Origin of the sequence: Mycobacterium heidelbergense (genome assembly GCF_010730745.1) — a bacterium.
Classification (GTDB): domain Bacteria; phylum Actinomycetota; class Actinomycetes; order Mycobacteriales; family Mycobacteriaceae; genus Mycobacterium; species Mycobacterium heidelbergense.
This window is the reverse complement of record NZ_AP022615.1, coordinates 498940-521553: the sequence shown is the minus strand read 5'-3', so window position 1 is coordinate 521553 and position 22614 is coordinate 498940. Positions and strand designations below refer to the sequence as shown.

The 22614-nt window shown below is 69.3% G+C and carries 20 protein-coding genes and 2 tRNA genes; 15 read left to right on the top strand and 7 right to left on the bottom strand.

The genetic code is table 11. The annotated features are described in order from the left end of the window. The first annotated feature begins 10 nt into the window (after positions 1-10). The 4 genes from G6N25_RS02420 to G6N25_RS02405 all read left to right on the top strand — a co-directional run bounded on the left by G6N25_RS02420 (position 11) and on the right by G6N25_RS02405 (position 2589). On the top strand, positions 11-808 hold the full coding sequence (locus G6N25_RS02420) for a fumarylacetoacetate hydrolase family protein (protein ID WP_083074681.1): 798 nt from the start codon (positions 11-13) through the stop codon (positions 806-808). Further along, the gene (gene gltX / locus G6N25_RS02415; protein ID WP_083074682.1) at positions 805-2268 is read left to right on the top strand and encodes a glutamate--tRNA ligase; all 1464 of its coding nucleotides are present in this window, start codon (positions 805-807) and stop codon (positions 2266-2268) included. Before G6N25_RS02420 ends, gltX begins: the two co-directional genes overlap by 4 nt. A 104-nt stretch (positions 2269-2372) precedes the next feature. Beyond that, a tRNA-Gln gene (locus G6N25_RS02410) sits at positions 2373-2447 on the top strand. A gap of 69 nt (positions 2448-2516) precedes the next feature. After that, positions 2517-2589: transfer RNA gene (locus tag G6N25_RS02405), tRNA-Glu, on the top strand. 80 nt (positions 2590-2669) lie between these two features. Here the strand turns inward: G6N25_RS02405 and G6N25_RS02400 are convergent. Together G6N25_RS02400 and G6N25_RS02395 are read right to left on the bottom strand one after the other, a co-directional pair. Further along, a complete protein-coding gene (locus G6N25_RS02400; RefSeq protein WP_083074683.1) occupies positions 2670-3170 on the bottom strand; it encodes a pyridoxamine 5'-phosphate oxidase family protein in 501 nt (166 codons plus the stop codon). A 134-nt stretch (positions 3171-3304) separates the two neighbouring features. Further along, on the bottom strand, positions 3305-4006 hold the full coding sequence (locus G6N25_RS02395) for an IclR family transcriptional regulator (protein ID WP_083074684.1): 702 nt from the start codon (positions 4004-4006) through the stop codon (positions 3305-3307). 87 nt (positions 4007-4093) lie between these two features. On the opposite strand from G6N25_RS02395, the gene leuC reads away from it, so the two are divergent. The 3 genes from leuC (at position 4094) to G6N25_RS02380 (ending at position 7012) form a co-directional block, all read left to right on the top strand. After that, positions 4094-5527 (top strand): 3-isopropylmalate dehydratase large subunit, encoded by a 1434-nt coding sequence (gene leuC, locus G6N25_RS02390; RefSeq protein WP_083074708.1) that lies wholly within the window; start codon positions 4094-4096, stop codon positions 5525-5527. 24 nt (positions 5528-5551) lie between these two features. Further along, positions 5552-6148, top strand: a complete 597-nt coding sequence (leuD, locus tag G6N25_RS02385) for a 3-isopropylmalate dehydratase small subunit (protein WP_083074685.1) — start codon at positions 5552-5554, stop codon at positions 6146-6148. A 213-nt stretch (positions 6149-6361) separates the two neighbouring features. Then, positions 6362-7012: an HU family DNA-binding protein gene (locus tag G6N25_RS02380; protein ID WP_083074686.1), complete on the top strand. Its 651-nt coding sequence runs from the start codon at positions 6362-6364 to the stop codon at positions 7010-7012. 61 nt (positions 7013-7073) lie between these two features. Here G6N25_RS02380 and mutT1 read toward each other — a convergent pair whose 3' ends face one another. The 3 genes from mutT1 to cofC form a co-directional block, all read right to left on the bottom strand. Continuing rightward, entirely contained in the window at positions 7074-8006 is a 933-nt protein-coding gene (gene mutT1, locus G6N25_RS02375; RefSeq protein ID WP_083074687.1) for an 8-oxo-(d)GTP phosphatase MutT1, read from the bottom strand. A 73-nt stretch (positions 8007-8079) separates the two neighbouring features. After that, positions 8080-10275 carry an RNA degradosome polyphosphate kinase gene (locus G6N25_RS02370; RefSeq protein WP_083074688.1) on the bottom strand — a complete coding sequence of 732 codons (2196 nt, stop codon included), beginning with the start codon at positions 10273-10275 and terminating at the stop codon, positions 8080-8082. Between the two features lie 88 nt (positions 10276-10363). Continuing rightward, positions 10364-11026, bottom strand: a complete 663-nt coding sequence (gene cofC / locus G6N25_RS02365; protein ID WP_083074689.1) for a 2-phospho-L-lactate guanylyltransferase — start codon at positions 11024-11026, stop codon at positions 10364-10366. Between the two features lie 166 nt (positions 11027-11192). Here cofC and G6N25_RS02360 point away from each other — a divergent pair, with 166 nt between their 5' ends. Both G6N25_RS02360 and G6N25_RS02355 read left to right on the top strand, forming a co-directional pair. Next, on the top strand, positions 11193-12209 hold the full coding sequence (locus G6N25_RS02360; protein ID WP_083074709.1) for an NAD(P)H-dependent glycerol-3-phosphate dehydrogenase: 1017 nt from the start codon (positions 11193-11195) through the stop codon (positions 12207-12209). Between the two features lie 76 nt (positions 12210-12285). Then, entirely contained in the window at positions 12286-13401 is a 1116-nt protein-coding gene (locus G6N25_RS02355) for a D-alanine--D-alanine ligase family protein (RefSeq protein WP_083074690.1), read from the top strand. Between the two features lie 6 nt (positions 13402-13407). On the opposite strand, the gene G6N25_RS02350 is transcribed toward G6N25_RS02355, so the two are convergent. Beyond that, a complete protein-coding gene (locus G6N25_RS02350) occupies positions 13408-13989 on the bottom strand; it encodes a DUF3515 domain-containing protein (protein ID WP_083074691.1) in 582 nt (193 codons plus the stop codon). Between the two features lie 27 nt (positions 13990-14016). On the opposite strand from G6N25_RS02350, the gene G6N25_RS02345 reads away from it, so the two are divergent. Together G6N25_RS02345 and G6N25_RS02340 are read left to right on the top strand one after the other, a co-directional pair. After that, positions 14017-14991, top strand: a complete 975-nt coding sequence (locus tag G6N25_RS02345; RefSeq protein ID WP_142272696.1) for a thiamine-phosphate kinase — start codon at positions 14017-14019, stop codon at positions 14989-14991. Positions 14992-15099: 108 nt separating this feature from the next. Next, the gene (locus G6N25_RS02340) at positions 15100-15783 is read left to right on the top strand and encodes a uracil-DNA glycosylase (protein WP_083074692.1); all 684 of its coding nucleotides are present in this window, start codon (positions 15100-15102) and stop codon (positions 15781-15783) included. A 22-nt stretch (positions 15784-15805) separates the two neighbouring features. Here the strand turns inward: G6N25_RS02340 and rpmB are convergent, their stop codons facing one another. Further along, positions 15806-16000, bottom strand: coding sequence for a 50S ribosomal protein L28 (gene rpmB, locus G6N25_RS02335; protein WP_007171345.1), 195 nt, complete (start codon positions 15998-16000; stop codon positions 15806-15808). Between the two features lie 326 nt (positions 16001-16326). Between rpmB and G6N25_RS02330 the strand changes: the two genes are divergently transcribed. The 4 genes from G6N25_RS02330 to G6N25_RS02315 all read left to right on the top strand — a co-directional run bounded on the left by G6N25_RS02330 (position 16327) and on the right by G6N25_RS02315 (position 22421). Then, positions 16327-17982, top strand: a complete 1656-nt coding sequence (locus G6N25_RS02330) for a DAK2 domain-containing protein (RefSeq protein ID WP_372506916.1) — start codon at positions 16327-16329, stop codon at positions 17980-17982. A 2-nt stretch (positions 17983-17984) separates the two neighbouring features. Beyond that, entirely contained in the window at positions 17985-20243 is a 2259-nt protein-coding gene (gene recG / locus G6N25_RS02325) for an ATP-dependent DNA helicase RecG (RefSeq protein ID WP_083074693.1), read from the top strand. Continuing rightward, positions 20240-20950, top strand: a complete 711-nt coding sequence (locus tag G6N25_RS02320) for an HNH endonuclease family protein (RefSeq protein ID WP_083074694.1) — start codon at positions 20240-20242, stop codon at positions 20948-20950. Before recG ends, G6N25_RS02320 begins: the two co-directional genes overlap by 4 nt. A 217-nt stretch (positions 20951-21167) precedes the next feature. Beyond that, positions 21168-22421, top strand: coding sequence for an HNH endonuclease signature motif containing protein (locus tag G6N25_RS02315; RefSeq protein ID WP_163672342.1), 1254 nt, complete (start codon positions 21168-21170; stop codon positions 22419-22421). Positions 22422-22614: the final 193 nt, after the last annotated feature.

Here is a 22614-nt window from a genome sequence, read left to right as displayed (position 1 = left end):
GCTCAACCGAATGCGCCTTGCTCGAGTCGCCAGCCCGGACGGTGTCGCCTTCGTCAGTGTCGAGGGCGAATTGGACGATCCCACCGCGATGACCGCCCGGGAGATCGCCGAGCACCCATTCGGGACGCCCACCTTCACGGGCCGGTCGTGGCCGCTGCCCGACGTCCGGCTGTTGGCTCCGATGCTGGCCGGCAAGGTGGTCTGCGTCGGCAAGAACTACGCCGATCACATCGCGGAGATGGGCGGCCAGACGGGCCCGGCGCCGGCGGACCCGGTGATATTCCTCAAGCCCAACACCGCGATCATCGGGCCGAATGTGCCGATTCGGTTGCCCGCCAACGCATCACCCGTGCACTTCGAGGGCGAGCTGGCGGCGGTGATCGGCAGGCCGTGCAAGGACGTCCCGGCCGCGCGGGCCGCCGAGAACATCCTCGGCTACACCATCGCCAACGACGTGTCGGCGCGCGATCAACAGCAGGCCGACGGCCAATGGACCCGGGCCAAGGGCCACGACACCTTCTGCCCGGTGGGGCCGTGGATCGTCACCGATGTCGACCCCGCCGATCTGGAGCTGCGCACCGAGGTCAACGGCGACGTCAAGCAGCGCGCCCGCACCTCGCTGATGATCCACGACGTCGGCGCCATCGTGGAGTGGATCTCGGCCGTGATGACCCTGCTGCCCGGCGATCTCATCCTCACCGGTACGCCGGCGGGTGTCGGCCCCATCGAGGACGGTGACACCGTGTCCATCACCATCGAGGGGATCGGCACCCTCACCAATCCCGTAGTCCGCAAAGGAAAGTCGTGACCGTACGAGTCCGGTTCTGCCCGTCGCCCACCGGCACCCCGCACGTCGGGATGGTCCGCACCGCGCTGTTCAACTGGGCCTACGCCCGACACACCGGTGGCACCTTCGTCTTTCGCATCGAGGACACCGACGCGCAGCGCGACACCGAGGAAAGCTACCTGGCGCTGCTCGACGCGCTGCGCTGGCTCGGCCTCGACTGGGACGAGGGGCCCGAGGTCGGCGGGCCCTACGGCCCGTACCGGCAGTCGCAGCGCACCGAGATCTACCGCGACGTGGTGGCCAAGCTGCTCGAGGCGGGGGAGGCCTACTACGCGTTCTCGACGCCGGAGGAGGTCGAGGCGCGCCATGTCGCCGCGGGCCGCAACCCCAAGCTCGGCTACGACAACTTCGACCGTCAGCTCACCGACGCGCAGCGCGCCGCGTTTTTGGCGGAGGGCCGCAGGCCGGTGGTGCGGCTGCGGATGCCCGACGAAGACCTCGCCTGGGACGACCTGGTACGCGGGACCACCACCTTCGCGGCGGGCACCGTGCCCGATTTCGCGTTGACCCGCGCGAGCGGTGACCCCGGAAAATTCTTGTACACCTTGGTCAACCCGGTCGACGACGCGCTGATGAGGATCACCCACGTGCTGCGCGGCGACGACCTGCTGCCGTCGACGCCGCGCCAGCTCGCGCTGTATCGGGCGCTGATCCGGATCGGCGTCGCCGAGCGCGTCCCGGAATTCGCCCACCTGCCAACGGTATTGGGGGAGGGGACAAAGAAGCTCTCCAAGCGCGACCCGCAGTCGAACCTGTTCGCCCACCGCGACCGCGGCTTCATCCCGGAGGGCCTGCTGAATTACCTTGCGCTGCTGGGCTGGGCGATCGCCGACGACCGCGACCTGTTCAGCCTCGACGAGATGGTGGCCGCGTTCGACGTCGTCGACGTCAACTCCAATCCGGCCCGGTTCGACCAGAAGAAGGCCGACGCGATCAACGCCGAGCACATCCGGATGCTCGACGCCGACGACTTCACCGCGCGGCTGCGCGGCTATTTCGACGCGCACGGGCATCGCACCGGGCTGGACGACGCGGGATTCGCCACGGCGGCCGAGCTGGTGCAGACCCGCATCGTCGTGCTGAGCGACGCGTGGGACCTGTTGAAGTTCCTCAACGACGACGAGTACGCGATCGACCCCAGGGCCGCCGCCAAGGAGCTCGGCCCGGATGGCATCGCGGTGCTCGATGCGGCGCTGGCCGCGCTGGACGGCGTGGCGGACTGGACCGCGGAGCCGATCGAGGCCGCGCTCAAGGCCGCCCTCATCGAGGGTCTGGCGCTCAAACCGCGCAAGGCGTTCGGCCCGATCCGGGTCGCCGCCACCGGAACAACGGTCAGCCCGCCGCTGTTCGAATCCCTGGAGCTGCTGGGCCGCGACCGCAGCCTGCGGCGGCTGCGGGCCGCGCGCGACGACGCGGCCTGAGTCTTTGGTAGTCTGCACTGCGGTTCACAAAGGCCGACAACGGCTGGCAACAGCGGTCTGAGTTCCGTGCAGAACCGTTGTGACCAGCGGTTTTAGGCAGCCGATGGGGTATGGTGTAATTGGCAACACAGCTGATTCTGGTTCAGCCATTCTAGGTTCGAGTCCTGGTACCCCAGCCAAGTCGCACCGCCGCAAGCGATTAGGTGCGCCCTGCGGTGTGAGCTATGCTGGCAGCTCGGATCGATTCTGGCCCCGTCGTCTAGCGGCCTAGGACGCCGCCCTCTCACGGCGGTAGCGTGGGTTCGAATCCCATCGGGGCTACTTTTCCCGCGTTTCCCGCGGCGAGCAGACGCGGAATCGCACCATTTCTTGCAGAAATGGGCGATTTTGCGTCTGCTCGGCTACAGCGCGGCCGGGGCGGTCGACCCGCCCACCGGCATGGGCGGCAGGCCGAGCTTGCGGTGGTCCCACGAGCGCGCGCGGCGGGCCACGATGCGCACGCAGACCCGCTTGTTCATCATCTGCTCGACGAAGGGCTTCATCTCGTCGGTGTAGGGCCCGGTGTAGCGCTCCCACACGCTGACCCCGACCCGGTGGGCGACGTCGGGATCGTCGACGATCTCGGCGACGCCCTCGAAGGACACCCCGCGCAGCGTGTCGTAGGTGTCGCCGTCCTCGATCAGGAAGCTCACCCGCGGATCGCGCGCGAGGTTGACCGCCTTCTGCGACTTGGCCTTGGTCTCGAGCCAGATCTCGCCGTCGACGACGGCGTACCACATCGCGGTCAGGTGCGGCTGGCCGTCGGCGCCGACGGTGGCCAGCGTCCCGGTGCGGCTCTTGACGACGAATTCGACGATCTCGTCTTCGGACATGACGATGCTCGCGCGCTGATTGGTTCCCATGGCGGTCAGTGTGTCAGGCCACGCGCGGTTGAGTGTGCAGTGGTGGCTTTCAATGTGCGCTGAGGGCGGGGGATGTGCGATGTGGGCGCCCGGGATGCACACTCGAGCCGGCGAGCGAGCCGGCGGGCGGGACGCTAGAGCCGGCGCGTCAGCGCCTCGGCCGCCGACACCAACTCGGCGGCCCAACGCGCCCCGGGACGGCGGCCGATTCGATCGATGGGCCCCGACACCGACACGGCCGCGATCACCGCCCCGCGGCCGTCGCGCACCGGCGCCGACACGCTCGCCACCCCGGGCTCACGCTCGGCCACGCTTTCCGCCCAACCCCGCCGGCGGACCTCGGCCAGCGCCCGGTCGGTGAATTTCGCCGCCGGTAGCACGGCCTTTTGGATGGCGGCGTCGCTGTAGGCGAGAAGCACTTTGGCCCCCGAGCCCGCCGTCATCGGCAGCCGCGCCCCGACCGGAACCGTATCGCGAAGACCCGCAGCGGGTTCCAGGGCGGCCACGCACACCCGCGACGTGCCCTCGCGGCGATACAGCTGAACGCTTTCCCCGGTGGTCTCGCGCAGCGCGGGCAGCACGGCCGCGCTGGCCGCCAGCAGCGGATCGTTGACATGGCCGGCCAATTCGGTGAGCGCGGGACCGAGCCGCCAACGGCCCTCGTCGTCGCGGGCCAGCAGGCGATGGACCTCCAGCGCGGCCGCCAGCCGGTAGGTCGTGGCCCTGGGCAGGCCGGTTCGTTCACACAGTTCGGCCAGCCCGCACGGGGATTCGGCGATCGTCCGCAACACCACCACGGCTTTGTCGAGGACGCCGATGCCGCTATGCTGTCTCATAGAAAGATACTAGCGTCTCGCATTCTGAGATCACCTAGCCCGACCGGATCGGCGAGCCGCGAATGAGTGGGAATGAGGGACGCCGACATGAAATCCGACGCCGCCGGGCCGCGCACCCTGGCCGAAAAGGTGTGGGACGACCACGTTGTGGCGTCCGGTGGTGGGAGCGCGCCCGACTTGATCTACATCGACCTGCATTTGGTGCACGAGGTCACCAGCCCGCAGGCGTTCGACGGCCTGCGGCTGAGCGGCCGCCCGGTGCGGCGGCCCGACCTGACGCTGGCCACCGAGGATCACAACGTGCCCACCATCGACATCGACAGGCCCATCGCCGACCCGGTGTCGCGCACGCAGGTCGAGACCTTGCGGCGCAACTGCGCCGAATTCGGTGTCCGGCTCTACCCGATGGGCGACATCGACCAGGGCATCGTGCACGTCGTCGGACCGCAGTTGGGCCTCACCCAACCGGGCATGACGATCGTGTGTGGCGATAGTCACACCTCAACGCATGGGGCGTTCGGCGCGCTGGCGATGGGCATCGGCACCTCGGAGGTCGAGCACGTGCTGGCCACCCAGACGTTGCCGTTGCGGCCCTTCAAGACGATGGCGGTCAATGTCGATGGGGGGGGCGACGGGCAATTGCCGCCCGGTGTGACGGCCAAGGACATCATCCTTGCGCTGATCGCCAAGATCGGCACCGGCGGCGGGCAGGGTCATGTCATCGAATATCGCGGCACCGCGATCGAATCGCTGTCCATGGAGGGCCGGATGACGGTCTGCAACATGAGCATCGAGGCGGGCGCCCGGGCGGGCATGGTCGCCCCGGACGAGACGACGTACGAATACTTGCGCGGGCGCCCACACGCGCCGACGGGGGCGCAGTGGGACGCGGCGATGGAGCACTGGCGGCAGCTGCGCACCGACCCCGGCGCCACCTTCGACACCGAGGTCTACCTTGACGCCGCGGAGTTGAGTCCGTTCGTCACCTGGGGCACCAACCCCGGGCAGGGGGTGCCGTTGGACGCGGCCGTGCCGGATCCGGAGCTGATGACCGACGACGCCGAACGGCAGTCCACCGAGAAAGCGTTGGCATATATGGGCCTTCGGCCCGGGATGCCGATGCGCGACATCGCCGTCGACGCGGTGTTCGTCGGCTCCTGTACCAACGGCCGTATCGAGGACCTGCGGGTGGTGGCCGACGTGCTGCGCGGCCGCACGGTGGCCCAGGGGGTGCGGATGCTCGTCGTTCCCGGCTCCATGCGGGTGCGCGCGCAGGCCGAAGCCGAAGGGCTGGGCGAGGTTTTCACCGCCGCGGGGGCGGAATGGCGACAGGCGGGCTGCTCGATGTGCCTCGGCATGAACCCCGATCAGCTCGAGCCGGGGGAGCGGTGCGCGGCGACGTCCAACCGCAACTTCGAAGGGCGGCAGGGCAAGGGCGGCCGGACCCATCTGGTGTCGCCGGCCGTCGCGGCCGCGACGGCGGTACGCGGCAGGCTGTCCGCGCCGGCCGACCTGAACTGAAAATACCTGGAATAGAGGACGACGATGGAAGCCTTTCACACCCATACCGGTATCGGCGTGCCGCTGCGGCGCTCCAATGTCGACACCGATCAGATCATTCCCGCGGCGTATTTGAAGCGCGTTACCCGAACCGGTTTCGAGGACGGCTTGTTCGCGACGTGGCGGTCGGATCCTTCATTCGTGCTAAATCTCAGCCCCTTTGACCGCGGCTCGGTACTGGTCGCCGGGCCCGATTTCGGCACCGGATCGTCGCGTGAGCATGCCGTGTGGGCGCTCATGGACTACGGGTTCCGGGTGGTCATCTCGTCTCGATTCGGTGACATTTTCCGGGGCAACGCGGGCAAGGCGGGGCTGCTGGCGGCCGAAGTCGGCCAAGATGGTGTGGAACTTCTTTGGAAGCTCATCGAGGGCAGTCCGGGCCTGGAAATTACTGTCAATCTTCAAGATCGAAATATCGTCGCCGGAACGGCGGTGCTGCCGTTCAAGATTGACGACCACACCGCTTGGCGGCTGCTCAAAGGTCTTGACGATATAGCCCTTACGCTGCAGAAACTCGACGAAATCGAGGCTTTCGAGGCGGCGCGCGCGGAATGGAAACCGCGCACCCTGCCCGCCTTCTGAGGGGCCGGCCGGGGCGCGATTTCGGCTCCGGCGGCCGAGGCGGCGAGGCCCATTTTGGGGCCGCCCCACCGGTCAAGGGAGGCAACCGGATTGCGAAAATATCTGTTGCTTGGCCGTGAAATTGCGCGTGGCTCTTGGAAATTTGCTAGGTGAGGGTTTACCGTGTTCGCTAGTCGGTTCGAAAACGAGGACCACTAGCTTCGGAGGGTTTGGATGAACAAAGCAGAGCTCATTGACGTGCTCACACAGAAATTGGGCTCGGACCGTCGGCAGGCGACCGCTGCTGTCGAGAATGTCGTCGACACGATTGTGCGCGCGGTGCACAAGGGCGACAGCGTCACCATTACCGGATTCGGTGTGTTCGAACAGCGTCGGCGTGCGGCGCGGGTCGCCCGCAATCCGCGTACCGGCGAGACGGTAAAGGTGAAGCCGACATCGGTTCCGGCGTTTCGACCCGGTGCTCAATTCAAAGCGGTTGTCTCTGGCGCACAGCGCCTCCCGTCGGAAGGACCGGCTGTGAAACGTGGTGTAGTGGCAGGCGGTGCGGCCAAGAAGGCGGCCAAGAAGGCTCCGGCCAAGAAGGCGGCGGTCAAGAAGGCTCCGGCCAAGAAGGCCGCGACCAAGGCGCCCGCGAAGAAGGCGGCGGTCAAGAAGGCTCCGGCCAAGAAGGCCGCGACCAAGGCTCCGGCCAAGAAGGCGGCGGTCAAGAAGGCTCCGGCCAAGAAGGCCGCGACCAAGGCGCCCGTCAAGAAGGCTCCGGCCAAGAAGGCCGCGACCAAGGCTCCGGCCAAGAAGGTGGCGTCAAAGAGGCCGGCCAGCAAGGCTCCTGCCAAGAAGGCGGCCCCGCGGCGCGGCCGCAGGTAGAAAGTTCCCCACGCGGATACCCTTCGGGGTGGCAGCACGCCACCCGGGGGGTATTCGCGTGTTAGGCCCGCACGTTCGCGGCCAGCGCGCCGCCGATGTGGTCGGCCGCCACCAGCCGCCCGGCCGAAAACGACAGCACCCACGTGCTGCCCTTGTGGTTGCGCGACTTATCGGAACGCACCCCGTCGCGTTCGCACCACCACGCGATCAAATCCGGAATCACCTTGCCCTGCGTGCAGATCACCGGTGTACCTTCCTGCTCGGCGATGCGCAGCGCCCGGTGGCGGCCGCGTTTGGGGTTCTTGGCGTAGGCCTCCTCGGTCAGGGTGGGCTCGTTGTGCACGGTCACACCGAGTTCCTCGGCGAGCGGTTCCACCGTCTGGTGGCAGCGGAGCCGGTCGGCCGCATACACATCGGAGGCGCCGAATGCCAGCAGCTGCGGAACCAGCGCCTCCGCCTGCGCCCGTCCCCGCTTGTCCAGCGGTCGTTTGGTGTCGTCGCCGGAGAACCGAGACTTCCTGCCGGCGGTGCCGTGCCGGACCACGAGGACGGTATGCGTGTCCGCGGGATGTTTTGCGAAGTGGCGCAGCATCTTCCGATCGTGCGCGTAGTCGAGTCTTTTGACCGCGTCGGCGACCGGCAGCCACACCAACTCATCGACCTCGCTGCCCGGTGTGAATTCCCCGCCGGTGCTGCGCGCCGCCCAGTAGTAGACCTTCTTGACGCCTCGGGAGGGTGAGTCGATCGGATAGCTCACCATGTCAAGCCGCCGGCCGAGGGCGGCGTGGTGGCCCGTCTCCTCGAATACCTCCCGCACCGCGGCGACCGGTGCCGTCTCGCCGGGGTCCACTTTGCCCTTGGGGAGCGACCAGTCGTCGTAGCGGGGGCGGTGGATCATGGCGATCTCGAGGTTCGGATCGTTGGCGCCGCGTGGCCGCCACAACACCGCGCCTGCGGCGAATACGACCTTGCTTCCCGAGCTCTGGGTCGGCAACTCAACTCCTGCAGGTCAATTCGGCTAGCGCCGCTCCGGCCGTGGGCGTGACCTGGAAAGCTACCACATAGCCTCAGGCGCTCCGGTGCAGCTCCATCAGTGATTCCTGATGGTCGCGAACGCTGCGGCCATCCCGTGGCGATGCGGTCCACTGCCCGTCGGATCCGAGCTCCCAGCACCGGGTGGACGGGTTCAACGCGGACTCGAACAGGTCGTCAAGATACGCGGTGAGCCTTGGGTCCTTGACCTGAACCAGCGCCTCGACGCGACGGTCGAGGTTGCGGTGCATCATGTCGGCGCTGCCGATCCAGAACTCGTTGATGCGATTGAAGTGAATGATCCGCGAGTGTTCCAGGAACCGGCCGAGGATCGAGCGGACCGAGATGTTCTCCGAAAAGCCTTCCACGCCCGGGCGCAATGCGCAGATGCCGCGCACCACTATCTCCACCCGCACACCGGCCTTGGACGCGCGATACAGCGCATCGATGACCTGCTCGTCGACGAGAGCGTTCATTTTGAGCCGGATCCGGCCGCCACCACTTTCGCGGTGGGCCTGTATCTCGCGATCGACGCGTTCGATGATGCCGGTGCGAATGCTGTGCGGGGCAACCAACAGGTTGCGGTAGGACACCTTGCGCGAGTAGCCGGTGAGCGAGTTGAACAAGTCGGTCAGATCGGCCCCGATGTCCGGGGCGGCCGTGAGCAGGCCGACGTCCTCGTAGAGCCGTGCCGTCTTGCCATTGTAGTTGCCGGTCCCGATGTGGCAGTACCGCCTGATCGTCGGGCCTTCGCGGCGCACCACCAGGCAGGTCTTGCAGTGCGTCTTGAGTCCGACGTAGCCGTACACCACATGCACGCCCGCCTGCTCTAGGGTGCGCGCCCAACGGATGTTGGCCTGCTCGTCGAAGCGCGCCTTGATCTCCACCATTGCCACCACTTGCTTTCCGGCCTCGGCGGCGGCGATGAGCGCCCGGACGATCGGCGAGTCACCGGACGTGCGGTACAGCGTCTGCTTGATCGCCAGCACGTTGGGGTCGGCGGCGGCCTGCTCGATGAATCGCTGCACGCTGGTGGAGAACGAGTCATACGGGTGATGAAGCAGCACATCGCCTTCGCGCAGCGTCGCGAAGATGCTCTTGGGCGTTTCCCGGTCGGCGAACGCGGGATGGGTGGCAGGAACCCAGGTGTCGTCTTTCAACGCCGGGCGGTCGACGCCGTAGATCTGCCACAGCGACGATAGGTCGAGCAGCCCGGGGACCTCGATGACGTCGCTGGGGTTCACATCGAGTTCCCGCAACAGCAATTCCAGCATGCTCTCGGTCATGTCGTCGGCGATCTCGAGCCGCACCGGCGATCCGAACCGCCTGCGCGCCAACTCCCGTTCCAGCGCCTGCAGCAGGTCTTCGTCGCGGTCCTCTTCAACCTCGTAGTCGGCGTTGCGGGTGATGCGGAACGCGTGGTGCTCGACGACCTCCATGCCGGGGAAGAGCGCCGGAAGGAAGGCCGCGATCAGCTCTTCCGTTGGCAGATAGCGGATTATGGTTCGCCCTTCGGTGCCGTTCGTGTCGCCGGGGCCGTCGAGTTCGACGAAGCGATCGACGTTGTCGGGCACCTTGACTCGGGCGAAGTGCTGGCCGCCGTCCTCGGGTTGGCGCACCGTGACCGCCAGGTTCAGGCTCAACCCGCTCACGAACGGGAACGGGTGAGCGGGGTCGACGGCCAGCGGCGTCAGGACGGGGAAGACCTGCTCGTTGAAATACGTCGACAGTTGGTCGCGCTCAGCCTGTTCCAGGTCGGCCCACGTGACGATGTAGATGCCTTCCTCGGCCAGCGCCGGTCGCACCGAATCGAGGAACACCCGCGCGTGCCGGGTCGCGATTCGCTGAGTTTGCTCGCCGATGCGGGCCAGTTGCTCGCGCGGCGTCAGCCCGTCGGCCGAGCGGACCGACAGCCCCATCTCGTCGCGGCGCTTGAGGCCGGCCACCCGAACCATGTAGAACTCGTCGAGATTGGACGCGAAGATCGCCAGGAACTTGGCCCGCTCCAGCAGCGGCAGGGAGTTGTCGGCGGCCAGCGCCAGCACGCGCGCGTTGAAGTCCAGCCAGCTCAGTTCGCGGTTGAGGTAACGGTCCTCGGGCAGCGCGTCATTGATCGCGACGGGGGTTGCGGCAGGCGGTGCCGCCACGGCCGAATCATTGGGTTGCCATACGGATTCTTCGAGGCGCGCCTCGGCGTCGATTTCGGTCACCATGCGATCATCGCGCATCACCCGCTGATGCTGCCAGCGTCGGGAGGACATCCATCCGCCGTTGGCATGCCGTTCATCCCCCGGACAGGTTTGCTGAGGGCCGGCGTCGTTAATGCTGCGCGAGGGCACGCGCGGTCGCCGGCCCGACCCCGAGGCGGCGGGCGGCCACCAGGTCGGCGGGCGTGTCGACGTCGCACCGCAGGCCGGGCCACGCGCCCGTCAGCTCGATCGCGCCCGAACGGCGGTGCCGCGCGCACGAATCCGACCCGAACTGCGGCTCGAGCGCGGCCCCGAACGCGCACAGGGCGGAGGTTCCCGTGGCCAGCCGGTCGGCGACGAAGCTGCGCCGGTGATGGCGCGCGGCGGCGATCGCCTCGGCCAGCTCCTGGGTCTGCAACGCGGGCAAATCACCTTGCAGCACAACGGTATTGGGGAACGATCCGGCCACCGCCCGTTCCGCGGCGGCGATCGCGTTGTTCAGTGGGTCGCGGTGGCCCTCGGGCGTGGGGTCGGCCAGCACGTTGGCTCCGAGCTCGGCCGCCGCGGCCCCCGCGGCCTCGTCGGGCGTGATGACGGTGATCGAGCCCAGCGCGCCGACGCGCGCCGCGGCGGCCAGGGTGTCCATCAGCATGGCCAGCACCACGGTCTCCCGGGTGCGCGCCGAGAACACCGGTGCCAGCCTGGTCTTGGCGGCGGCCAACCGCTTGACGGCGATGATCAGGGCGACCTCGCCCGCACCGTCCCCCGCACCGTCGGCCCGTGTGGCGCTCATGCCGTCATCCTGCCAGCGGCGCGTCGCGCGTCCCCCGCGAGCGTCACGCTGGCGTGACGCCGGCACGCGAGCGTCACGCCAGCGTGACGGCGGCCCGTCGCTGGTCTAGGGTTTAGCGGCCGTAGTGACGCATCGATAAAAGAGGGATAAAAGAGGGGGTGTGTGGATGGCCGGCACGGAAACCGTCGCGGTGATGGGCGCCGGTGCCTGGGGCACGGCGCTGGCCAAGGTGCTCGTGGACGCCGGGGGACCGGACGCGGAGGTGACGCTGTGGGCCCGGCGATCCGAGGTCGCCGAGCGGATCAACGCCACCCGGTACAACCCCGCCTATCTGCCCGGCACGTTGCTGCCGCCGGGGATCCGCGCGACCACCGATGCGGACGAGGCGCTGGCCGGCGCGACGACGGTGCTGCTGGCGGTGCCGGCGCAGACCATGCGCGCCAACCTCGAGCGGTGGGCGCCTCTGTTGGCCGACGGCGCGACCCTGGTCAGCGTGGCCAAGGGCATCGAGCTCGGCACCCTCATGCGGATGAGCCAGGTGATCCTGTCGGTGACCGGCGTGGGCGCGGCGCAGGTGGCGGTCATATCGGGGCCCAACTTGGCCAGCGAGATCGCCCAATGCCAGCCCGCCGCCACGGTGGTCGCCTGCAGCGACTCGGGCCGCGCCGTCGCCGTGCAGCGCATGCTGAACAGCGGGTACTTCCGCCCCTATACCAACAGCGACGTGGTCGGCACCGAGATCGGCGGGGCCTGCAAGAACGTCATCGCGCTAGCCTGCGGGATGGCGGCCGGCGTCGGGCTCGGCGAGAACACCGCGGCGGCGATCATCACCCGCGGCCTGGCGGAGATCAGCCGGCTGGGGATAGCGCTCGGCGCCAAGGGCGCGACGCTGGCCGGCCTGGCCGGCGTCGGCGACCTGGTAGCCACCTGCACGTCGCCGCGGTCGCGCAACCGGTCCTTCGGCGAACGCCTGGGCCGCGGCGGGACCATGGAGTCGGCGATGCGGGCGAGGGATGGGCACGTCGTCGAGGGGGTGACGTCGTGCGAGTCGGTGCTGGCGCTGGCGTCCAGCTACGACGTCGAAATGCCGCTCACCGACGCCGTGCACCGGGTCTGCCACAAGGGGCTTTTGGTGGACGAGGCGATGGCGCTGCTGCTCGGCCGCAGCACCAAGCCCGAATGAGCCCGAGGCGGCAGAACCCCAGCTAGCGGCCCGGCACCCGCGCCGGGGGCCGTTCACCCGGTAGCCTCTCCAGGTTGTGAATGCCAGCGACCGCGTGCGCGTCGCCGTCGTCTTCGGCGGGCGCAGCGGCGAGCACGCCATCTCCTGCGTGTCCGCGGGCAGCATCCTGCGCAATCTCGACCCGCGGCGATTCGAGGTGATGGCGATCGGGATCACCCCGGAAGGCTCCTGGGTGCTCACCGACGGCGATCCGGACGCGCTCGCGATCACCGACCGGCGGCTGCCCGAGGTGACCGCCGAATCGGGCACCGAGCTGGCCCTGCCGGCCGATCCGCGCCGCGGCGGCCAGCTGGTGTCGCCCGGCGCCGGCCCCAACGCTGGAGAGGTCTTGGCGTCCGTCGACGTGGTGTTTCCGGTGCTGCACGGCCCGTACGGCGAGGACGGCACCGTCCAGGGGCTGCTCGAACTCGCCGGTGTGCCCTACGTCGGCGCCGGCGTGCTGGCCAGCGCCGCGGGCATGGACAAGGAGTTCACCAAGAAGTTGCTCGCCGCCGAGGGGCTTCCGATCGGCCCGCACGCGGTGCTGCGCCCGTCCCGGGCGGCGCTGGGTCTCGAGGAGCGCGAGCGGCTGGGCTTGCCGGCGTTCGTCAAGCCCGCGCGGGGCGGCTCGTCGATCGGCGTCAGCCGCGTCGCGAGCTGGGACGAACTGCCCGCCGCGGTCGCCAACGCCCGCCGGCACGACCCGAAAGTGATCGTCGAGGCGGCGATCAACGGGCGCGAGCTGGAATGCGGCGTGCTCGAAATGCCCGACGGCACAGTGGAAGCCAGCACGTTGGGCGAGATCCGGGTGGCCGGGGTGCGGGGACGGGAGGACTCGTTCTACGACTTCGCGACGAAATACCTCGACGACGCGGCCGAATTGGACGTGCCCGCCAAGGTCGACGACGACATCGCCGACGCCATGCGCCAGTTGGCGATCCGGGCGTTCCGCGCCATCGACTGCCAGGGTCTGGCCCGGGTCGACTTCTTCCTCACCGACGACGGTCCGATCATCAACGAGATCAACACGATGCCGGGGTTCACCACGATCTCGATGTACCCGCGGATGTGGGCGGCCAGCGGCATCGACTATCCCACCCTGCTGGCGACCATGGTCGAGACGGCGTTGGCCCGCGGCGTGGGCCTGCGGTAACTGCCGTCATCGGGCGGGCGCCGGGTCGATGGGCACCGCCGCGAGGGTCCGGTCGATCACCTCGGAGAGCTCCTGGATCGGCGTCGGCCCCGAACCCGGCGGCAGCGTAAGCGCCACGTACACCGGCCGGTCCACCGTGTACCAGGTGGATCTGCCCGCTTCGGCGGCGGATTGGGGTCCGGCGGCCACCTCGAACCACTGCACCCGATCGACGACCTGCAGCGGAGATCCCACGACGAAGTCGGCGGGGCGGTCGAGCCCGCAGCGCAACACCACCGGCTCGCCGTCGCGCGCGGCCCGCCAGGCGGACGCGCCCTCGGGCGCGGGTTGCGCGAGGGGCGCGCGCTGATAGTCCCCGAGCCGCTGCGGCAGCGCCTGCGTCAGCGCCCGGCACGCGGGATTGCCGGCCCGCGGGGCCGCGACGGCGGGAAGGGCGACCGGTCGCGGCGGGGCCTGGCGGGTGGCCGCGATGACCAGGATGACGCCGATCGCCGCGACGGCCAGCGCCGCCGCGGCGATGATCAGTGCGCGCGGCGGCCCGTCGGAATCGCCCGTCACCCGCCTGGCCACCGTTCGATTCTCATACACTGGCCCGGGCCGGATGCGGCCGAGGAGGTGGCGTTGCGCGATAACACTGCGGGGGACGGCCCGACGCTGGCGCAGCTCGGCGAATTCGCGGTCATCGACCGGTTGGTGCGGGGCCGCCGACAGCCCGCCGCGGTCCTGCTCGGGCCCGGCGACGACGCGGCGGTGGTGTCCGCCGGCGACGGCCGCGCCGTGGTGTCGACCGATGTGCTGGTACAGGATCGGCACTTTCGGCTGGACTGGTCGACGCCCCACGACGTCGGCCGCAAGGCGATCGCCCAGAACGCCGCCGACATCGAGGCGATGGGCGCGCGGGCCACGGCGTTCGTGGTCGGCTTCGGGGCACCCGGTGACACGCCGGCGGCGCAGGTGGACGCGCTGGCCGACGGGATGTGGGACGAGGCCGGGCGAATCGGCGCCGGCATCGCCGGCGGCGACCTGGTCAGCTGCCCGCAGTGGGTGCTGTCGGTGACGGTGTTGGGCGACCTGGACGGCCGCGCGCCGGTGCCGCGGTCCGGTGCCGAAGCCGGCTCGGTGCTCGCCGTCGTCGGGGAACTGGGCCGCTCGGCCGCCGGATATGCGTTGTGGCACAACGATATTGATGGGTTCGACGAACTGCGGCGGCGCCATGTGGTGCCGCGGCCGCCCTATGGCCAGGGGGCGGCGGCCGCGGCCGCCGGCGCGCGGGCGATGATCGACGTCTCCGACGGCCTGATCGCCGACCTGCGGCACGTCGCCGACGCGTCGGGCGTGGGCATCGATGTGTCCACCGCGGCGCTGCGCGCCGACCATGACGCGCTGACCGCGGCCGCCGCCGCCGTGGGCGCCGACCCCTGGCCGTGGGTGCTGGGCGGCGGCGAAGACCACGCGCTGGCGGCCTGTTTCGCCGGGCCGGCGCCGGCCGGGTGGCGGGTCATCGGGCGGGTGTTCGACGGGCCGGCCCGGGTGCTCGTCGACGGACGGGAGTGGAGCGGGTATGCCGGCTGGCAGTCTTTCGCCCGGTGACGATGCGGGCCGCTTGAGGCCCGAGGAGGAAGTGGGCATCGGAGTGGGAGCTAGGGTGGCGCGGTGACCATCCACCGACACGGTGGTGCTACCGGTGAAGGGATTGCGATGACCGCACGCCCGTTGAGCGAACTCGTCGAGCCGGGCTGGGCGGCCGCGCTGGAACCGGTCGCGGACCAGGTCGCGCAGATGGGGCAGTTTCTGCGGGCCGAGATCGCGGCCGGGCGCAGGTACCTGCCCGCGGGCCCGAACGTGTTGCGCGCCTTCACCTTTCCGTTCGACCAGGTGCGGGTCCTGATCGTCGGGCAAGATCCCTACCCGACGCCCGGGCACGCCGTGGGCCTGAGCTTCTCGGTGGCGCCCGAGGTGCGTCCGCTGCCCCGCAGCCTGGAGAACATCTTCGGCGAATACTCCACCGACCTGGGCTATCCGCAGCCCTCGTGCGGCGACCTGACGCCCTGGGCGCAGCGTGGGGTGCTGCTGTTGAACAGGGTGCTCACGGTGCGGCCCAGCAACCCGGCGTCGCACCGGGGCAAGGGCTGGGAAGCGGTCACCGAGCGCGCGATCCGGGCGCTGGTCGCGCGGTCGCGGCCGATGGTGGCGATCCTGTGGGGCCGCGACGCGTCGACGCTCAAGCCGATGCTGGCCGAGGGCGATTGCGTCGCGATCGAGTCGCCGCACCCGTCTCCGCTGTCCGCGTCGCGCGGGTTCTTCGGCTCGCGGCCGTTCAGCCGCGCCAACGAGTTGCTCGTGGGAATGGGGGCCGACCCGATCGATTGGCGGCTGCCCTGACCGAGATGACCGCCCGCGCCGGCTAGCCGCGGACGACCTTGCCGGCCTTGATGCAGGACGTGCAGACGTTGAGCCGCTGCCTGTTGCCGCCCGGTCGCGTCACGACGTGCACGGTCTGGACGTTGGGGTCCCACCGGCGGCTGGTGCGGCGGTGGGAGTGCGACACCGACTTGCCGAAGCCGGGGCCTTTCCCGCAGATATCGCACACAGCGGCCATCGTTCAAGCTCCTCAACTGTTCACCGGGTCCGGCACGCGGGGACGGATCTGGGCGGGCCGGGGACGACCCGGGATCGACCCGGGCCAGCCCAGGATACCGACTGTGGTGGGCAACCACCAAAACGATCGCCGGCCGCCCCGCGGTGCAGGAGCGGCGATGTCGGCCCCTCTGGCTAGGCTCAATGGGCCGGCGGGCGCCCGCTCCCGCGCGGCCGGGCGCCGCGCGTGTCGGTGCGGGCTACGCTGGCGCCCACCGGGAGGCTGGCGCGGAGGAGGTGGGTCGCTTGGGCGCTCCGGGCACGCCGAACGCGTCGCAGGACCGCCTGCTGGACGCGGTGACCCTCCGGGACTGGGCGCACACCGCCGTCAGCGACCTGATCACCCACATCGACGAGATCAACCGGCTCAACGTGTTCCCGGTCGCCGACGCCGACACCGGCGCCAACATGCTGTTCACCATGCGCTCGGCGCTGGCGGAGGCGAATGCGGGGGCAAGCTCCGACGGCTCCGGGTGCGTCGCCCGGACGGCCGCGGCCCTGTCGGCGGGCGCGCTGAACGGCGCCCGCGGCAATTCCGGCGTGATCCTGTCGCAGATCCTGCGCGGCATCGCCGACGTCACCGCCGTCGCGGCGGCCGACTCCGGCGGTGAACTGCCCCACATGGACGCCGTCGTCCTGGGGTCGGCGTTGCGGCGCGGCGTCGAGCTGGTCATCACGTCGATGGGCGGCGAGGAGGTGCCGGGCACCATCGTCTCGGTCTTGCGGGCCGCCGCCGACGCCGTGGACGAGTGCGCCGGCGAGGGGCTGGCCCCGGCGATCACCGCCGCCGGCGACGCCGCGGTGGTCGCGCTGGAGAAGACGCCCGAGCAGCTCGAGGTCCTCGCCGAGGCCGGTGCGGTGGACGCCGGCGGGCGTGGCCTGCTCGTCCTGCTGGACGCGCTGCGCTCCACCGTTGCCGGGCCGGCGCCCGCCCGCACGGTATACGAGCCGTCGCCGCGCGCGCCGCGGCCACCGGCCGTCGCCGGGCACCCGGCGCCGCAATTCGAGGTGATGTACCGGCTGGATGGCTGCGATGCCGGCGCGGCGGATGCGCTGCGGAACCGGCTCGACGAACTCGGCGAATCGGTCGCCATCGCGGCGGCGGCCGCGCGGGAATCCGACACGCCCGACAGCTACTCCGTGCACGTGCACACCGACGACGCCGGGGCCGCCGTCGAGGCGGGATTGGCGGCGGGACGACTCAGCCGGATCGTCATCTCGGCGCTGAGCTCCGGGGCCGCCGGACTGCCGGCGGGCGGCTGGACGCGGGAACGGGCCGTGCTGGCCGTCGTCGACGGCGACGGCGCCGCCGAGCTGTTCTCCAGCGAGGGCGCCTGCGTGCTGCGGCCCGATCCGCAGGCCGGGATCAGCGCCCACCGGCTGATGCGGGCCGTGGTCGACACCGGCGCCGCGCAGGTGATGGTGCTGCCCAACGGCTACGTGGCCGCCGAGGAGCTGGTGGCCGGCTGCACGGCGGCGATCGGCTGGGGGATCGACGTGGTGCCGATCCCGACGGGGTCGATGGTGCAGGGGCTGGCCGCCCTGGCCGTGCACGAAACGGACAGGCCGGCGGTCGACGACGGCTTCACGATGGCGCGCGCCGCCGGCGCCGCCCGGCACGGGTCGGTGCGCATCGCCACCGAGAGCGCCCTGACCTGGGCCGGTCGCTGTCAGCCCGGCGACGGCCTGGGCATCGCGGGCGACGAGGTCCTCATCGTGGCCGCCGACGCGGCCGGGGCGGCGATCGGCCTGCTCGATCTGCTGCTGGCCTCGGGCGGTGATTTGGTGACCGTGCTGATCGGCGCCGGGATCGACGAGGACGCCGACGCGACCGCCGTGGGCGACATCCTGGAAGACCACGTGCACGACCATCATCCGGGCACCGAGCTGATGACCTACCGCACCGGCCACCGGGGCGACGTCCTGCTGATCGGGGTCGAGTAGCGGTGGCGACGCTGTCCGACCGGCTCGACTACGTCGTGGGTGCCAAGGCCGCGGCGCCCCTCGACGAGATATTCGGTATCCGGACCGTTGACGACCTGCTGCGCCACTACCCGCGCAGCTACACCGAAGGCGCGGCCCGGTGGGGCGCCGGGGACGAGCGGCCGGAAGAGGGCCAGCACATCACGATCGTCGACACGATCACGGCGGCGGAGACGTTTCCGATGAAGAAGGACCGGAGGCGGATGTGTCACCGCATCACCGTCGGATCCGGCCGCGGCAAGGTGACCGCCACATTCTTCAACGCCAACTACCTCAAGCAGGACCTCGTCAAAGACACCAAGGTGATGCTGTCGGGGGAAATCGGATACTTCCGGGGCGCCATGCAGCTGACGCATCCGGCGTTTCTCATCCTCGAGTCGCCGGGCGGCAAGAAGTACGGCACCCGGTCGCTGAACAAGATCGCCGTCGCCTCGCACGCCAGCGGCGAAGAGGTCGCGGACGCGTATCAACGCCACTTCTTCCCGATCTATCCGGCCAGCGCCAAGCTGCAGAGCTGGGACATCTTCGCCTGTGTGCGACTCGTGCTCGACGTGCTCGATCCCGTGCCCGATCCGCTGCCCGCCGACCTGCGTACCCGGCTCGGCCTGATCTCCGAGGACGAGGCGCTGCGCGCGATCCATCTCTGCGAGGACGAGCACGAACGCCGGCGTGCGCGTGAGCGATTGACGTTCGACGAGGCCGTCGGCCTGCAGTGGGCGCTGGTCGCCCGCCGCCACGGTGAACTGTCGGAATCCGGGCCCCCGGCGCCGCCCCGGGACGACGGACTGGCCGCGGAACTGTTGCGGCGGTTGCCATTCGAGCTGACGGCCGGGCAGCGCGAGGTGCTCGGGGTGCTGTCCGACGGCCTGGCGGCGAACCGTCCGATGAATCGCCTGCTGCAGGGTGAGGTGGGGTCCGGCAAGACGATCGTCGCGGTGCTGGCGATGCTGCAGATGGTCGACGCCGGCTACCAGTGCGCCCTGCTGGCCCCGACCGAAGTGCTTGCCGCACAACATCTTCTGTCGATCCGCACCGTGCTCGGGCCGTTGGCGATGGGCGGGCAGCTGGGCGGGCCCGAGGACTCCAGCCGGGTGGCGTTGCTGACCGGCTCCATGACGGCCGCGCAGAAAAAGCAGGTCCGCGCCGAGGTCGCCAGTGGCCAGGTCGGCATCGTCATCGGCACCCACGCGCTGCTGCAGGACGCGGTCGAATTCCACAACCTGGGCATGGTGGTGGTCGACGAGCAACACCGTTTCGGCGTCGAGCAGCGAGATCAGTTGCGCGCCAAGGCTCGTGCCGGCATCACGCCGCACCTTTTGGTGATGACGGCGACGCCGATACCGCGCACCGTCGCGCTGACCGTGTACGGCGACCTGGAAACCTCGACGCTGCGCGAACTTCCGCGCGGACGCCAGCCGATCACCACCAACGTCATCTTCGTCGGCGACAAACCCACCTGGCTCGACCGCGCCTGGCGGCGCATCATCGAGGAGGTCGCCAACGGGCGCCAGGCCTACGTGGTGGCGCCCCGGATCGACGAGACCGACAAAACAGGCGAGAGCGACGACACCGATGACGCCGACAAGACCGGGGGCACCGATAAGAAAAAACCCGCCCGCCCGTCGGCCACCGCCGAGGGCCTTTTCGCGCGACTGTATTCCGGTGAGCTGGCGAACCTGCGGCTCGGGCTGATGCACGGACGGCTGCCGGCCGACGAAAAAGACGCCGCCATGGCCGCCTTCCGCGCCGGTGAGATCGACGTGCTGGTGTGCACCACGGTGATCGAGGTGGGCGTCGACGTCCCCAACGCCACGGTCATGCTGGTCATGGACGCCGACCGGTTCGGGATCAGCCAATTGCATCAGCTGCGCGGCCGCATCGGCCGCGGCGAGCACCCGAGCCTGTGCCTGCTGGCCAGCTGGGTGCCCCCGGGATCGCCGGCCGGCCGGCGGCTGTGTGCCGTCGCCGAGACCATGGACGGCTTCGCCCTGGCCGACCTGGACCTCAAGGAGCGCCGCGAAGGAGATGTGCTGGGCCGCAACCAATCCGGCAGGGCAATCACCCTGCGGCTGTTGTCGCTGGCCGAGCACGGGACGTTCATCGAAGCCGCCCGCGAGTTCTGTGCGCGGGCGTACGAGCAGGATCCCGCCAATCCCGAACTCGCCTCGCTGGCGGCGCGATTCACCGACACCGACCGAATCGAATACCTGGACAAGTCTTGAACCGGAGATTGTTGCTGTGGTTGTCGGCGGCCGCCGTGCTCGCGGTGCTGGTCGCCTATCAGACGCTGGGATCGTCGGCGGCCAGGCGCGCCGAAGTCGCCGCCCGCGCTGATGTTCCGACAGTGCAACCGGGCGCCGACGTGCTGGCGGGTATCGCCGTGGTGCCGCTTCGGCTGCACCGCTATGACTACCTGCGGTCGGCGTTCGGTGACGCCTGGACGGACGAAAACGACGCACCGGGTGGGCACAACGGATGTGATACCCGTGACGACATTCTGAACCGTGACTTGGTCGACAAGACATATGTGTCGATCAAGCGTTGCCCCGATGCCGTTGCCACGGGGACGCTGCACGATCCGTACACCAATGACGCGATCGCGTTTGTGCGCGGCGCACATACCGGTGAGGCTGTTCAAATCGACCACATCGTGCCGTTGTCGTACAGCTGGGACCAAGGGGCGTGGAATTGGACTCCCGAAATGCGGGTCCGGTTCGCCAATGACCCCGCCAATCTGCTTGCGGTGCAAGGCCAGGCGAATCAAGATAAAGGCGACAAGCAGCCGGCATTGTGGATGCCGCCCAACAAGGCGTTTTATTGCCAGTACGCGTTGCAGTTCATCGCGGTGCTGCGCGGCTATGGACTTCCCGTCGATGCCCCGTCGGTTCCGGTGTTGCAGCGAGCCGCCGAGACCTGCCCAAAGGGTTGACCGCCGATGGAATGTCAGGACGCTTTCGTTGCCCGTTCGGGGTTACCCGTTGAGGCCGACACAAGCCGAACTGGTACCAGCGCTGCCCGATAACCTGCCTGGCTCGCTTCGGGGTTGGCGGTGGTTGCAGCGGGTTGACCTGGTGCTTTTCGGTTTTGGGCTGCTGGGGGTGTCCGGGTGGCCGGGGGTTGTCGTACCGGGCTGTGATGATGAAGTTATGTCGTTGACCGCTTCGTCTGCTGTGGCGCTGAGTCCTGCTGAGCGCTTGGACGTGTTGTTTGAGGAGTTGGCGGAGTTGGCGGGTCAGCGTAATGCGATTGATGGGCGCATTGTGCAGATCGTCGCTGAGATTGAGCGTGATGAGTTGTGTGGGATGACTGGTGCGCGTTCGGTGGCGGCGTTGGTGGCCTGGAAGCTGGGTGCCTCGTCGGCCAATGCGCACGCGATCGCGACGGTGGCGCGTCGGCTGCCGGAGTTTCCGCGGTGCGCGGCGGGGATGGTCGAGGGTCGGTTGTCGTTGGATCAGGTCGGGGTGATCGCGGCGCGGGCGGGTGAGGGCTCGGATGGGCATTACGCGCAGCTGGCCGCGGTCGCCACGGTCAATCAGTTGCGTACCGCGGTCAAGCTCGAACCGCGCCCTGAACCCGGACCCGAGCTGGAGCCCGACCTGCGGCCGGTGATCACCAAGACCAGCAATGAGCAGTTCAGTTGGTGGCGGATCAAACTTGCCCATCCCGAGGCGGCGGTGTTCGAGGCGGCGTTGGCGTCTCACCGGGAAGCGCTGTTCGCGCAGTGGAAGCAGGATCACGGCGATGAGGACCGCGCCGGTGATCGGGTGCCTCCGTTGCCTACCACGGGTGAGGCGTTTTTGCGCCTGGTTGAGGCGGGGTGGGATGCCGAGGCGACGCGGCGCCCGCACGGGCAGCACACCACGGTGGTGGTGCACCTCGATGTGGCCCAGCGTGCTGCGGCGCTGCATCTGGGTGCGTTGCTCAGCGACGCCGAACGCCGCTATCTGACGTGTGAGGCCACGTGTGAGGTCTGGTTCGAACGCGATGGGCAGCCGATCGGGGCCGGGCGGTCGACCCGTCAGATTAACCGGCGGTTGCGCCGCGCCCTTGAGTATCGCCACCGCACGTGTGTGGTGCCCGGCTGCGGGGCGACCCGTGGTTTGCATGCGCATCATTTGCGGCATTGGGAGGACGGCGGGCCCACCGAGTTAGCCAACTTGGTGCTGGTTTGTCCGTATCACCATCGACTGCACCACCAGGGTGTTATCACCCTGACCGGGCCCGCAGACCAGCTCATCGTCACCGACCGCGCCGGGCGAGTGCTGCACCCAGGATCACTCGCGCGCCCACCCACCCTCCCGGCGCCCGTTGTGCCGCCGTGTCCCGGGCCCCTCGGCGAACGCGCCGACTGGTGGTGGTATGACCCCTTCCAACCCCAACCACCACCCACCACCAACTAGATTGGTGAGCAGCATCGTGTCGATGCTGAAACGGGGTGGGGCATCAAGAATGTCGTTCGCGCTACCCGCAGCAACCGCACCCTGACAATCCAAACCCGCAACACCGATCCGCGCCGACGCGCACACTAACCCGAGCCAAGTCGGGTTCCGGTGTTGCAGCGAGCCGCCGAGACCTGCCCAAAAGATTGAGCAG